Genomic DNA, 13,840 nt, shown 5'->3' with positions numbered 1-13,840 from the left:
GACGTTCGGGGCGAGCGTTTTTTTGCTTACTTTTTTAGGCGCTTGTAAAAAAAGTGAGTCGCCGTAAGGGCGAAACCGCCAGTCGCCGTCACCCAAAAAACGGATATGTACCCAGTCAGGCCGCCTTCGCGAGCAAGCTGAACTGGCCAATGAATTGTCGGCCGCTTTTAGATAACAGCACTACGCCATCCACCGTTAAAAACTGTCGGACTTTGCGATGAATTCGTTATTAACCCGGTGACTCAAACCTGACACACTCAGCTACAACCCTTGTGTTTCAAGGCCCACGACCGCCTGGCGCTTTCTTGGGATTTTCGCCGAACTACCAAAATCGGGGGGGCTTGCCCATTTGACATACCGGTCTGCCGACACGATTCGCCGAAGCTGGTCTATACCCCCTTTTGACAGTCTTTTGTTGCAAATCTCCACCGTCTTACGAGGCACGCAAATATGGACGTGAGCGTATTTGGTACAGGCTATGTTGGCCTGATACAAGCAGCTGCACTGGCCGATGTCGGACATCGCGTCCTGTGTGTCGACATCGATCCGAACAAGATCCGGCAACTGCAACAGGCCGTGCCACCGATCAGTGAGCCGGGGCTGTCGGGCACCCTTGAAGAAAACATCAAGGCCGGTCGCCTGTTCTTCACCACCCAGGCCAGCGATGCGGTGGAGCACGCCGAGCTGATTTTCATCGCCGTCGGTACGCCCGCCGACGAAGACGGTTCAGCCGACCTCAGCCATGTGCTGAACGTGGCCCGGCAGATCGCCAGTTTCATGGAGGCCGACCGCACCCTGATCATCAAGTCTACGGTGCCGGTGGGTACGGCGGACCAGGTCAGCGCTACTGCCATTGAGGAGTTGCAGCGCGGCGGCAAAGGTTCGCTGAAGGTACGGGTGGTATCCAACCCGGAGTTTCTCAAGGAAGGCAGTGCCCTGGCCGATTGCATGCGCCCGGACCGGATCATCGTCGGCACCGGTGACGATCACGCCCGTGCTCAGATGAGCGAGCTCTACGCGCCATTCTGCCGCAACCACGACAAATTGATGTTCATGGACAACCGCAGCGCCGAGCTGACCAAGTACGCGGCGAACGCGATGCTGGCCACGCGCATCAGTTTCATGAACGAACTGGCCAACCTCACCGAGTTGCTGGGGGCCGATATCGAAGCCGTACGCAAAGGCATCGGTTCGGACCCGCGCATCGGTTACCACTTCATCTACCCCGGTTGCGGCTTCGGCGGTTCGTGTTTCCCCAAGGACCTGCGCGCCCTGTTGCACACCGCCGAACACGCCGGCATGCCCCTGAAGTTGCTGCGTAGCGTAACCGACGTCAACGACCACCAGCGGCATATTCTGTTCAGCAAACTCAAGGCGCAATTTCCCGGTGGGCTGGCTGGCAAATCCATCGCCGTGTGGGGCCTGGCGTTCAAGCCCAACACCGATGACATGCGCGAAGCACCCAGCCGCTACCTGATGGAAGCGCTCTGGGCCGAAGGCGCGAGCGTGCAGGCCTACGACCCGGAAGCCATGTCCGAATGCCGGCGCATTTACGGTTACCGCGACGACCTGCACCTGTGCGCCACCCGCGATGACACCCTCGAAGACGCTGACGCCCTGGTGATCTGCACCGAGTGGAAGAACTTCCGCGTGGTCGACTTCGACATGTTGGCGAACAAACTGCGTCAACGGGTGATCGTGGACGGGCGCAACCTGTACAGCCCGGAACAGGTGGCGGCCGCCGGCCTGCACTACAGCGGCATTGGCTTGCGTCACATCGTGCCCGAGGCCGTACGTCCATGAAGACTCTCGTCACCACAGCGGCCGGTTTCCAGCCGTGTATCGAACTGGATGAGGGACCGGGGCGTTTCGTTGCCTGGTTCCGCACTGACTATTGACTACCCGTCGCCCACGCCGCGTGCGGCTGAACACTGCGGAGGATTTATGTCCGGACACGAAAAAAGTGTGCCTGTTACCAATATGCGCAGGGACAAGCGCCTGGACCCCGAGCAGCGCATGCGCATGGATGCCGCCATCCATATGCAGGGCTGTGGCTGGATAACCGGTCGCGAAGGTGGCCGGCCGTGGACCCTGTCGCGCACCAACCGCGTCCTGGCCTGCTTCGGCGCGCTGCTGGTCCTGGTGCTGATTTCCCCGGTGCTGCTGGGGCTGGCGCTGGCCATCAAGCTCACAAGCCCCGGGCCGGTGATGTTCGTGCAGAAACGCACCGGTTATCGCGGCCGCATGTTCGGCATGTACAAATTCCGCACCATGGTGGTCAACGCCGAGGAGCTCAAGGAGTCCCTGCGGCACCTGAACAAGCACGGCGCCGACGCCATCGACTTCAAGATCGACAAGGACCCGCGCATCACCGGTATTGGCGGCTTCCTGCGGCGCACCAGTCTCGACGAGCTACCGAACCTGATCAACGTGGTAACGGGCGACATGCGCCTGGTAGGCCCCCGGCCGACTTCGTTCAATGCCTACCGCTACAAGAACAAACACCTCGCGCGCCTGAGCATCTACCCCGGCATGACCGGCCTGTGGCAAATCTCCGGGCGCAGCAATATCGATTTCGACCAGCGCGTCGAGCTTGATCTCACCTACATCGCACAGCAGAGCCTGCTGCTTGATTTGAAGATTCTGCTGAAAACTCCCTTCAAGGTTTTCAGCGGCCACGGAGCGAGTTAGATGGATGGTTCAACGGCCAAAAGCCTAAGCATTGCCAGCCCGAGCGAGTCCAACCTGACATCGACCGTGCTCGACCAGAACCTGCGGATCCTTTTCCTGACCGCCGCCAACCCCGGCGCAGGCACCACCACCAGCGCCCTGGCGCTGGCCAGTCAACTGGCGAAGATGAGCAGCGGCCTGGTGCTGCTGGTGGATGCCAGCCAGTCGGCGACCAACCTCACGCAACAATTGGGGCTGAGCAAGGAACGGGGGTTTCGCGACTTGTTGTTCAACACCCAGAGCCCGCCCTTGTTGCAGGACTGCGTGGTGGACGTCTCCAGCCTGCCCTTTCACGTTCTGCCATTCGGCCGCTACTTCCGTGGCAACGAACACCTGACACCCGAGCGCCTGAGCCCGCTGCTCGATCAACTCGGCATCCGCTACCGCTTCGTGGTGATCGACGGCGACGCGGTGTATTCGGCCACCGACACCCTGGTCATCAGCACCCAGGTGGACGGCGTGGTCCTGGTCGTGCGCGCGGAAGACACCCGCTGGGAAGTGGCCCAGGCCGCCGCCCAGCGCTTGAGCCAGGCGGGCGCGAAGCTGGTCGGCAGCGTGTTCAACCGACGCAAGTACTACATGCCCGAATGGCTGTACAGAAACCTGTGAGCAATCAGACAAGGATGACGCCATGAACGCCAAGATGCTTGTCCTGCTTTTGCTGCCCCTTGCAGGTTGCTCCAGCACTTCCTCCGACGAATCCCAAAGCATGCCGGTGCAAATCCTCACGGCTCCACCGGCCAACGCCCAGGCCACTGACGTGCCCAAGGTCGAGCAGACCCTGCGCCCACAGGATGTGCTGGACGTGATCTTCCACATCAGCACCAGTGGCTCGGCCGCCTATCGCGTGCAGTCCGGGGACACGATCGCGCTGAACTTCACCGCTGCCAGCCAGTTCAACGGCAACCAGCTGGTGCTGCCCGATGGCACCATCGAACTGCCGGGGGCCAACACCACGGTGAAAATCGAGGGCCTGACCCGCGATGAAGCACGGGACGAGATTCAGCGCGCCTACGATCGCAAACAGCTGTTCCAGCCCAACCGCAATCAGCTGTCAGTGATGGTGGTGAACCCGCTGGCCAATGAGTGGAACCTCAAGTCCGTGCTCAACCACCCCACCACCGGCATGAGCCGGGAAATCACCGTGGGCACCGACGGCTACGCCAGTTTCCCGGAAATCGGCGCCGTGCCGCTGCAAGGCATGACCCTCAACCAGCTGCAGGCCTACCTCAATAAACGCTACGCCACCCTGCCAGGGCGCATGACCGTGGACGTACTGCTCAAGTCCACCGCCGGCAACGAAATCTATGTACTGGGTGAAGTCGGCCAGCCGGGCTCCTACCCGATCCGCCGCCCGGTGTCGGTGCTCGAAGCCCTGACCATGGCCCGCGGTTCCAACGTCAAGGCACGCCTGGACTCGGTGATGATCATGCGGCGTAACGGCAACCAGGTGGTCGCGCACCGTTACGACGTGGAAAAGGCCTTGTCCGGCGACGCCAGCCAGATCGCCTACCTGCAAGCGGACGACATGCTGTACGTGCCCAAGACCAAACTGGCCAGTGCCGGTGAGCTCGCGCGGCAACTGGCGGACGTCGTGCTGTTCCAGGGCGTGGGCTTCAGCTTCAGCTACCGCGTCGACAATAAAAACGACAGCAGCGGCAACAACTGACTCTCAGGTGACCCATGAATCCAAAGGAAAACTACCTGCATGAGTTCTTCAGGATCTTCTTCGCCAACAAGCAGTTGGTGAAGCGAGTCTTCCTGGTCTTTGCAGTGATCGCCGTGGTCTTGCCGCTGTTGCTCAAGCAAAGCTTTGATATCACCGCCCAGGTGATCGTGCAGTCCAAGAAAATCTCCCAGGGGGATGCCACCAGCACCCTCAACCAGGAAAACGCTTCCTTCATTCCGCCGTCGCTGGCGGACATGGAAACCGAGAGCAATATCCTGCGTTCGCCGGCCTTGATCCGCCAGACCATCGGCCAGTTACGCGAAAAGGGTGAGTACACGCTGCCCGTGAGCGCCTTCAACAAACTGCTGGTGCAGCCGTTCAAACGGTTTGTGAGCAACCCCGTCCGCGAGCACGTGATCAACCCGGTTCGCAGTCTGCTCGGGCTGCAGACCGACCCGGTACGCGACACCGCGCTCGATGCCCTCACGCAGCAAGCGTCCGCTGCCCTCAAGGTTGAAACCTTGTCGGGCTCCAACGTGATCTCGATCGTCTACAGGTTCCCCGACCCGGCCCAAGGCACCCGATTCGTCAGCGCCCTGCTGCAAAATTACCTGGTCGGCCGCCAGGAAATGCAATCCATCGACCTGCCGCAGAGCTTCTACGAAACCAAGAAGTTGCAGTACCAGGTGCGTCTCGATGGCCTGGAAGCCAATCGCCTGGCCTTGCTCGAAAGCATCGGTTCGTCCGACCCCAAGGAAGAAATCACGTTCCGCCTCAATGCGATCAACACCGAGGAGCAGGCACTCAACCTGTATCAGGACCGACTGCTGCAAAGCCAGCGCTGGCTCGATTACCTGAAAACCAACCTGGCGACCGCCAACAACGCCCGGTTCAACGACTACACCTTCCCCTACACCTTCACCACCACGGTCGACAACGTCGCTTTCGAAGACCGCGAGATCAAGCAACTGGGTGAGCAACTGACGACCCTGGTCAGCCGCTACAGGGACGACCTGGCGGTCTTTCAGCCCGGCAGTGAGCCGATGCAAAGGGCCCGCGAACAAATCATCCGGGCCCGTGGGCAATTCCTGAAGATTGTCAGCAACCGGATTCAGGAGCGCTCCAGCGACCTGGCGACGATCAGCTCGGTCATCGAACAGAAAAACGCACGCATTGCCGAGTTCAAGAACCGCATCCACCAGTTGCAGGAAACCCGGAGCAAGCTGCGGCAGATGGACACCGAAATCAACGCGCTGCACAAGGCGTTCGGCACCTATGCCCAGCGCTTCGCCGAAAGCAGCACGGCGCGCGCGCTGGACAACGACCTGTCCAACGCACGGGTGCTCAGCCCGCCGTTCGAACCGACCGAAGCGGCGTTCCCCAAGCCGATGCTGATCATTCCGTTCGGGCTGTTCACCGGTTTGCTGCTGGCGATCGCCCTGGTCTATGTGCGTGAGTTCTTCGACCACCGCTTCAAGCACCCTGCGCAAATCACCCATGAACTGGGCTTGCCGGTGCTGCTGGTGATCAACGATCAAAGCACCCTGGCGAACAACCCGCACAAGAAATGGAGTGTGCCGGCCCTCGTGCATTGGGTGCGCAATTGAACGCGCCGCTCGGCACCACCCACGACCTGCCGATCATTCATTTGCTCAGCAGTGGCGGCTTCTATGGGGCCGAGCGGATGCTGCTGGATCATTGCCTGGCGACGCCGGCGCAGCACCAGGTGCTGTTTCTTGATGCGCCGCCAGAACTGATCGCGCGTTTTCGCGAGGCCGGCGTCGATTGCCTCGGCTGTGCAGGCCTGGTCGCGTTGCTGGGGCATTTGCGCCGGCGACGGGACCAGCGGCCACTGATCAATACGCACAACTTCAAGGGCCTGTTGTTCGGCTGGGTCGGCGCGACGCTGTTGCGCCTGCCACTGGTGATCACCCAGCACGGCTTCACCCCGCGCAGTCGCAAGCAGAAGTTCTACACCTGGCTGAGCCTGCAACTGTGCCGCACAGCCTCGGTGGACCGGGTAGTGTGTGTCGCCGAAAGCATTGCCGCGCTGCACCGTCAGGCCAATGTGCGCGCGGACAAACTGCAAGTGATCCCCAATGGCCTGCCGGCGACCCACGATTTGCTGCCGCACAGTGGCGAACGTCAACGCTGGCTGGCCGGATACGTCGGGCGCCTGAGTAGCGAAAAAGGCCCTGACCTGTTTCTCGATGCGCTGATCCCGTTGTGTCAGCAGTACCCGCAACTTGATGCAGTGATGCTCGGCGATGGGCCGGAGCGCGAAAGCCTGCAGGCACGGATCGACGAGGCAGGCTTGCAGGCGCGCATCACATTGCCGGGCTATCAGACCGACATGCGCGCCTGGTGGCAGCAACTCGATGCGCTGGTGATCAGCTCGCGCACCGAAGGCACGCCAATGATTCTGCTCGAAGCGATGCAGGCCGGGGTACCGGTTGTGGCCTTCGGCGTCGGCGGGATTCCCGATGTCTTGCAGGACCGCCACAACGGCCTGCTCGCCGCGCCCACCGACAGTGCCGCCCTTGCCCGCCAGATCGGCGCGCTGCTGGATGACCCGGCCCTGGCTGGCGAGTTGATCGACAACGCAAAACGTACGCAACGGGATCGCTACGACATCAAGGCCCTGGCCGAACGCTGGTCGCAGCTTTACATCCGGACTGCACGGGAGCCGCGCGCGTGATTGTTCCGCTCTCGATCGTCAGCTTGCTTGGCCTGGTCTGCCTCGGTTTGCTGGCCAGCCCTTATCCGTATCTGGCACCGGGGGCGGTGCTGGGCCTGGTGGGCGTCGTGGCGCTGTACCGCAAGCCGGCCTGGGGCCTGCTGGGCATTGTCGCCATCCTGCCTTTCGAAGGTCTGTTCAAGGACAACGCCTTGTCGGGTTCCAAGTTCCTCGGGGCTTCGCTGGCGCTGATCCTGATGCTGCAACTGGCGATTCACCAACTGCCGGCCGAGCGCCTGCGCAGCAATATCTGGCGTTTGCTGATCGGGTTCATGGCGTTGTACCTGCTCAGCATGCTCAACACCGACGACATGGGCTTCTCCCTGGACCACCTGCGCGAATTGAGCGTCGGCCTGATTCTGTTTGTCATCACCCTGCTGGTCGGGCGTGAGTTGAACCTCGAGATGTTCGCCAAACTGGTTGCCATCAGTGTCGCGGTGACCTGCGCCATGGCGATGTTCTCTGCCAAATACCAGGACGATGGCCGTGCGTCGGGCATGCTCAACGACCCGAACCACTTTGCCCTGTTGATCGCCTTCGCCGTGCCCATGGCGCTGTGGCTGGTGGTCCGCAGCCCGAACCGGTTGCACCGGCTGTTCTGGGGGGCCTGTGCCCTCTTGCTGCTGGGCGGCATGACCAAGACCGAATCCCGTTCGGGGCTGGTGGTGTTGCTCCTCAGCCTGTTGATCGGCGCGTGGCATTACCGCGCGCAGTTGCCAGGCATTCGTCCGCGCCACCTGGGCTTTGCCATGCTCGGCCTGGCAATTGTGATTCCGCTTGGGCTCTATGCGATGCCGGCCGGTTACGTGGAGCGTATCCAGTCGCTGAGCATCCTCAGCTCCGGGGCCAAGAGTCAGGACCAGTCACTTGGCCGTCGCGCCTCCTACGTTGTGGTCGGCAGCGCCATGATCGCCGAGAACCCCTTGCTTGGCACCGGCCCCGGCACATTCCCGCTGCACTACGCCACTACCGGTTATGCCAAGACCTTTGCCATGACCGGCAAGATCGAAGACCTGTACCGTCGCGCCCACAACACCTACCTGGAGATCTTCAGTGAACTGGGGATTCCCGCCGGCCTGATGTTCGTCGGCATGCTGGCCGTGGGTTTGTACAACCTGATTCGCGCCCGCCGCGCCTGGCTGTTGCGACGAGACGGGCATCAGGCCGATCTGATGACCCACCTGAGCATGAGTTTTCTGTCGTTGACCCTGTTCCTGGCGTTCCTCAGCGCGCCGAACCACAAGTACCTGTGGATCATGCTCGCGTTGAGCAGCGTGCTGCGCACTAAAGCCGAAGAAGCTCCTCTGACGGAGGTCAGGGCATGAACCGCATCAGCATCGTCATCCCGATGTACAACGAGGCCCGGCACATCGCCCGAACCCTGCTCGCGGCACGCCATGCCGCCGAGGCGGCCAACGTCGAATGCGAGTTGATCGTGGTCGACAACGGCTCCGATGACCAGGGACCGGACATTGCACGACAGTTCGGCGCACAGGTGCTGGTCCTGCCCGGCCTGCTCATCGGCGCGTTGCGCAATCGCGGAGCGGCGATCGCCAGTGGTGAGTGGCTGGCCTTCATCGATGCCGACATCGAGATGCCCGAGAACTGGCTCAAGCTGCTGTTCGACCTCGAGTCCGGCGGCCAGGCCGATGTCTTCGGCCTTGACCTGCACACCCCCGCCGAAGCGCCGTGGTACGCCGACGCCTGGCAGCGCCGCACCTTGCGTCCCGAGACGCAGCCGCTGCATGTCGCGCAATGGCTGCCCAGTTCCAACCTGCTGATGCGTCGTCGCTGGTTCGACAAGGTCGGTGGTTTCAATGAACAACTGCGCACCGGCGAGGACAAGGACCTGACCATGCGTCTGTCCGACGCGGGCGCGAAACTGCTCTCGGTCAACCAAAGCGTGGCGCTGCATTGGGGCTACGAAGGCAGTTGGCGGGAATGGATGGGCAAGGAATTGTGGCGTCAGGGCAGTCATCTGCAACTGCTGCGCACCCATGGCCCGAGCCTGCGCCTGCTGCGTTTTCCGTTGCTGTCGATTGCCGCCTGGGTGATCGACTTCATGGCCATTTCCGCCCTGTTCGACGGGTTCCCCCATCATTCGCTGCTGATGCTGCTGCTGACCGTCCTGCCCGCCCTGGCACTGAGCCTGCGTCAGAGCGCCAGGCACCGCGACACGCTCCTGACCCTGCAACTCTGGGGCCTGCACTGGGTGCGCCTGCACCTGGCGGGCGCCGGGTTAATCCTCAGCCTTTGTCATTGGAATGCCAGGAGGCCCGCCCGTGGCTGAATTCATTTTCTGGTTGTGCCTGTTGCTACCGGTATACGCCTACCTCGGTTATCCCCTGTTATTAACGTTCCTGGCACCGTTTTACCCGGCACCGCGCCATGGACCGGCACAACCGATGGACGTGAGCATCGTGATTGCCGCGCACAACGAAGCACGGCATATCGAAGAAAAACTGCGCACCGTGCTGGCCCAGGATTATCAGGCCCGCTCGTTGCAGATCATCCTCGCCAGCGACGGCTCGACCGATGACACAGTGGCCTGCGCGCTACGGGTCGAGGACCCGCGCATCAGCGTGCTCGACCTGCCCCGCCAGGGCAAGGCGGCGACGCTCAATGCCGGGGTCGCGATCAGCAGCGGCGCGATCCTGGTGTTCACCGACGCCGACAACCAGTGGTCGACCGACACCCTCGGCCATTTGCTCGCGCCGCTCAACGACCCGCAAGTCGGTGGCTGCGCCGGGCACATGGAGATCCCGGTGACCGGCAAGGGTTTGAGCATTGGCGACAGCCTGTATCGGCACTACGAAGGCTGGCTGCGCTACGTGGAAAATCGCACCGGCTGCATGGTCTCCGCCGATGGCGCATTGCTCGCCCTGCGCCGCGAGCTGTTCCAGAACGTGCCGGCTGAGGTCAACGACGATTTTTTTATCAGCACCTGCGCGCCGGTCGCGTTCAAGCGCATTGTCTACGTGCCCCAGGCCCGGGTAATCGACCAGGGTGTGGACGAAGCCGACAAGCAATTCCGCCGCCGTCAGCGGGTCACGGTGGGCGGCCTGCAAAGCCTGGCCCAGCGCCGGGAGCTGCTGAATCCACTGACCCACGGCCTGTATGCGATTGCCTTGATCAGCCACAAGCTGATCCGTCGGCTGGCGCCGATCCTGTTGTTGCCGTTGCTGCTGAGCAATTTCTGGCTGTGGGAGGATCACGGCTTTTATCGCCTGAGCCTGATCGCACAACTGCTCGGTTACACGGCGGCCATTGCCGGCCTGCTGGATTCGCAACACCGCTTGCCCAAACCCTTTCGCCTGGCCGCGTTCCTCCTGGTGACCCTGGCCGGGATGAGCATCGGCCTGTGGCAGTTCCTGCGCGGTCAGCGTTACGCCCAATGGAATCCCGAGCAAAATCGATGAGAGGTGCGTGCCGTGGCGATCAAACAACTGTTGAAACGCACCAGTGGCTGGCTGTACCTCAACTCCCCGGTCGGGCGCAATCAACTGCACGGCGCCGGTGTGATCCTGATGCTGCACCGGGTGCTGGCCAGTGACCAGGCCGCCGAACTGCCCCACCGCAATGAACTGTGCGTCGGGCCAAAGGCGTTTGAACATTTACTGGTGTGGTTGAAAAAACACTTCGACTGCGTGCCGCTGATGGACATTCTGCAACCCGATACGCAGCGCTGGCAGCGGCCGAAAGTGGCGCTGACCTTCGACGACGGCTGGCGCGACAACGCGCTGAACGCCTTCCCGTTGCTGCAGAAACACCAGGTGCCGGCGAGCATCTTTCTGTCCACCGACTTCATCGGTAGCCGCCAGCGGTTCTGGTGGGAAAGCATCGGCGAAACCCTGTGGAACAGCCATGGCGAACAGGCACGGCAGAAACTGGTCGAACGCTTGCAGCACCTGGGGCGCCCGTTGCCGACACGGTGCGATGACCCGGATCCGCAACGCCGCAGCCTGGCGTTGCTGAACTTTTTGCAGAGCCTCAAAACCCTGTCGCCGCTGGACCTCAATCGCCTGACCGACGACTGCCCGCACGAGTCGTTGCCCCAGGCGCTGGACTGGCAGCAAGTGCGTTACCTGGAAGCCTCCGGCCTGGTGCGCTTCGGCCCCCACGGTGCCAGCCACGCCATCCTCACCGGCCTCGACGATCAACGCCTGGATGAAGAACTGAGCCGCAGTCGCGACGCGCTGCTCCATGGCTGCAACCGGCCGTTGCCGGTTTACTGCTACCCCAATGGCGACAACGATGCGCGGGTGCGCCAACAGGTGGCCAGGCATGACTTCCCGTTTGCCCTGGGTACCGGCACCGGCATTTATCGAGGGGCCGAAGATCCACTGGCCCTGCCACGCTTCGGCGTCAGCCAGCGTACCGCGCGCAATCCCGAGTTGCTGTCCTGGCGCATCTATCGTGGTGCACGTCCATGAGCCGCAACAACTACCTCAGGCACCTGGCCCTGAGCATGGGCACCAAACTGGCGATGATCGCCCTGCGCTTGCTGCGTAACGTGTTGCTGGCACGGATTCTCGGCCCCAGCGAACGTGGCTTGTTTGCCTTGCTCAGCGCCCTGCCCGACCTGATCAGCGCCGCCACCAGCGGCGGCCTGAATTCAGCGGTGGGCTATCAGGCGGCCAAGCAACGACCAATGGGCTTGCTGCTCAGCCAGGTGCTGCTGTTCGGTTGTCTGCTGGCGGCGTTGCTGACCTTGCTGGTGGTGGCACTGACTCGCGAGTTCGGCAGTGAACTGGAGATCACCACACAATTGGGTCTGCTCGCCTGGCTGTTGCTGCTGGCGGTGCCACTGACCGTGCTCAAAAGCGGTTTGCTGACCCTGCACAACGCCTCGGGCGGCGTGGTCGCCTTCAATGCCTTGCGCCTGATCGAGTCGCTGGCGCCGCTGCTGGTGTTCCTTGCCCTGTTCTGGATGTGGAAAAACGCAGCCCTGGAGGCGGCGTTGATCAGTTGGCTGGCGGGGATCAGCCTGGTGGTGCTGACCGGTTGGGTCTGGCTCAAGCGCGTGCATCCGCTGAGCCTGCAATGGGACCGCGCCAGTCAAAACGAACTGCTGCGCTACAGCGCCCGCAGCCATCCGGACTTGCTGTTCCAGCAAGTGATCCTGCGCTCCGACTACCTGTTCATCGGTGCCCTGCTCGGCACCACGGCACTGGGTCACTACGCCATGGCCAGCGCGGCCGCCGAGTTGCTGCTGATCGTTCCGGAAGCAGTGACCACGCCGTTGATGAAGCGCCTGCTGCAACAGGAAGAAGGCATCGAAAAAGTCACGCCACTGGCCTTGCGCTTGACCGCTACGGTGATGATCGGCGCTTGCCTGGCCATGGCAGTGGTCGGTGAATGGTTGATCGTGACGCTGTTTGGCGAGGCCTACCAGCCTGCATACCCGGCGTTGCTGGCACTGCTGCCAGGCCTGTTGGGCCTGTGCTACGCGAGCATTCTGCGCCTGGACCTGCTGGGCAAAAACCGGCCCGGCACGATTTCGCTGTTGATGGGCCTCAGCGCCCTGCTCAACCTGGCGCTCAATGTGCTGCTGATCCCGACCTACGGCATCGTCGGCGCAGCAGCCGCGTCCTCTATCGCGTACCTGGCCGTGACCCTGGCACTGTTGGTGGTGTATTGCCGGTTGAGCCACGTGCCGGTCTGGCAAACGCTCATCGTCCTGCCCGGCGACATCGCGCCGATGCTGCTGATGCTGCAACGGAAATCGGCATGAAGCACCTGTTATTGCTGGTGAGTCTTGGCCTCGGGCTGAGCGCCGAAGCTGCACCCATGCGTTGGGCCGACATCCGCGACGGCAGCCTGTACCTGCAAACGGACCGCCCCGACAGCCTGACCGTGCACTGGACCCCGGTGTGGCAGGCTGAAGCCAACGAAGAACACCTCTACTTGCTCGACGGCCAGGGCAAACTCCAGAGCGACCGCCTGATTGCCGCCAATGAGCCCAGCGGCAGCCAACGCTGGGACCTGGCGCCGGGCGCCGCCAGTTATCGACTGGAAATTCCTGGCTACAGCTTCCGCCGTTATACCGTTGAGCACGACGACCGCACCGTCGCACTGTTCGCCCCGGCCAAGGTGCATTTCAGCGCCGAGTCCCGGGACGGTGACGAGTTGTATTTCAAGGTCGCGGCCGGTGAGCACGCGGTGCTGGCCGGCAAATTCCACGGCGGCGTCGGCGCGTTGCAAGCGCAGCGCCTGAGTGACGGGCAACAGCTTTCGCTGCCTCTCAAGCCTTACCCCGCCTATTGGCAGTTCGACAAAGTCGGGTTGCCGGTTGCAACCACCGATCAAGTCTGGCGCCTGTACCTGCGCGGCAGCGGCAAGGTCGCATTCTGGCTCGACGGCACGGCCAACCTGTTCGCCCGGAATCCGCAACAGCTCAAACCCTTGCGCGAAGACGAAGGCGAGACCCGGCTGACACTGCACCCGGACGTGCTCGGCAAGACCCCGAACCTGGGTATCGCCCTGCCCTATGCGCGGCCGCCGGATTCCAGTTTCGCCGTGCTCGATGCCCTGCAACCACAAGCCGGAACCTATTACAGCCTGGTCGACATCATGGCCACGCGGCCACATTACGAAGACGTGTTCCGCCGCCTGTATCAGGATCGCTTCGGCATCATTCAGGACATCACCCTGCTGGCCGGCAGTCAGCGCCAGGCCAAACTGCGCGCCGACGCCACCAGCAA

At 62.4% G+C, this 13,840-nt stretch carries 11 protein-coding genes and 1 pseudogene; all 12 read left to right on the top strand.

Features of this window, described 5'->3' with window-relative positions; all coding sequences use genetic code 11:
* Window positions 1-450: 450 nt before the first annotated feature.
* A complete protein-coding gene (locus tag ACCD00_RS27600; protein WP_413428438.1) occupies window positions 451-1,803 on the top strand; it encodes a UDP-glucose dehydrogenase family protein in 1,353 nt (450 codons plus the stop codon).
* A gap of 141 nt (window positions 1,804-1,944) precedes the next feature.
* On the top strand, window positions 1,945-2,691 hold the full coding sequence (locus tag ACCD00_RS27595; protein ID WP_413428437.1) for a sugar transferase: 747 nt from the start codon (window positions 1,945-1,947) through the stop codon (window positions 2,689-2,691).
* Window positions 2,692-3,339 (top strand): CpsD/CapB family tyrosine-protein kinase, encoded by a 648-nt coding sequence (locus tag ACCD00_RS27590; protein ID WP_413428436.1) that lies wholly within the window; start codon window positions 2,692-2,694, stop codon window positions 3,337-3,339. It abuts the gene before it with no gap.
* A 22-nt stretch (window positions 3,340-3,361) separates the two neighbouring features.
* A complete protein-coding gene (locus ACCD00_RS27585) occupies window positions 3,362-4,399 on the top strand; it encodes a polysaccharide biosynthesis/export family protein (RefSeq protein ID WP_413428435.1) in 1,038 nt (345 codons plus the stop codon).
* A 14-nt stretch (window positions 4,400-4,413) separates the two neighbouring features.
* The gene (locus tag ACCD00_RS27580; RefSeq protein ID WP_413428434.1) at window positions 4,414-6,006 is read left to right on the top strand and encodes a GumC family protein; all 1,593 of its coding nucleotides are present in this window, start codon (window positions 4,414-4,416) and stop codon (window positions 6,004-6,006) included.
* On the top strand, window positions 6,003-7,097 hold the full coding sequence (locus ACCD00_RS27575) for a glycosyltransferase family 4 protein (RefSeq protein WP_413428433.1): 1,095 nt from the start codon (window positions 6,003-6,005) through the stop codon (window positions 7,095-7,097). Before ACCD00_RS27580 ends, ACCD00_RS27575 begins: the two co-directional genes overlap by 4 nt.
* Window positions 7,094-8,461, top strand: coding sequence for an O-antigen ligase family protein (locus tag ACCD00_RS27570; protein ID WP_413428432.1), 1,368 nt, complete (start codon window positions 7,094-7,096; stop codon window positions 8,459-8,461). The genes ACCD00_RS27575 and ACCD00_RS27570 overlap by 4 nt, the downstream gene beginning before the upstream one ends.
* Window positions 8,458-9,426 carry a glycosyltransferase family 2 protein gene (locus tag ACCD00_RS27565; RefSeq protein ID WP_413428431.1) on the top strand — a complete coding sequence of 323 codons (969 nt, stop codon included), beginning with the start codon at window positions 8,458-8,460 and terminating at the stop codon, window positions 9,424-9,426. The genes ACCD00_RS27570 and ACCD00_RS27565 overlap by 4 nt, the downstream gene beginning before the upstream one ends.
* Window positions 9,419-10,555: a glycosyltransferase gene (locus tag ACCD00_RS27560; protein WP_413428430.1), complete on the top strand. Its 1,137-nt coding sequence runs from the start codon at window positions 9,419-9,421 to the stop codon at window positions 10,553-10,555. The genes ACCD00_RS27565 and ACCD00_RS27560 overlap by 8 nt, the downstream gene beginning before the upstream one ends.
* Before the next feature lie 12 nt (window positions 10,556-10,567).
* Window positions 10,568-11,569, top strand: coding sequence for a polysaccharide deacetylase family protein (locus tag ACCD00_RS27555; RefSeq protein WP_413428429.1), 1,002 nt, complete (start codon window positions 10,568-10,570; stop codon window positions 11,567-11,569).
* Window positions 11,566-12,870 carry a lipopolysaccharide biosynthesis protein gene (locus ACCD00_RS27550; protein ID WP_413428428.1) on the top strand — a complete coding sequence of 435 codons (1,305 nt, stop codon included), beginning with the start codon at window positions 11,566-11,568 and terminating at the stop codon, window positions 12,868-12,870. Before ACCD00_RS27555 ends, ACCD00_RS27550 begins: the two co-directional genes overlap by 4 nt.
* A pseudogene (locus tag ACCD00_RS27545) lies at window positions 12,867-13,840 on the top strand (hypothetical protein); the annotation flags it as partial. The gene ACCD00_RS27550 and the pseudogene ACCD00_RS27545, both read left to right, overlap by 4 nt.

Source organism: Pseudomonas sp. Pseusp3 (assembly GCF_047304225.1).
Classification (GTDB): Bacteria; Pseudomonadota; Gammaproteobacteria; order Pseudomonadales; family Pseudomonadaceae; genus Aquipseudomonas; species Aquipseudomonas fluorescens_CD.
Note: the sequence above shows the minus strand (reverse complement) of the source record. Positions and strands in the feature narration are given on the sequence as shown.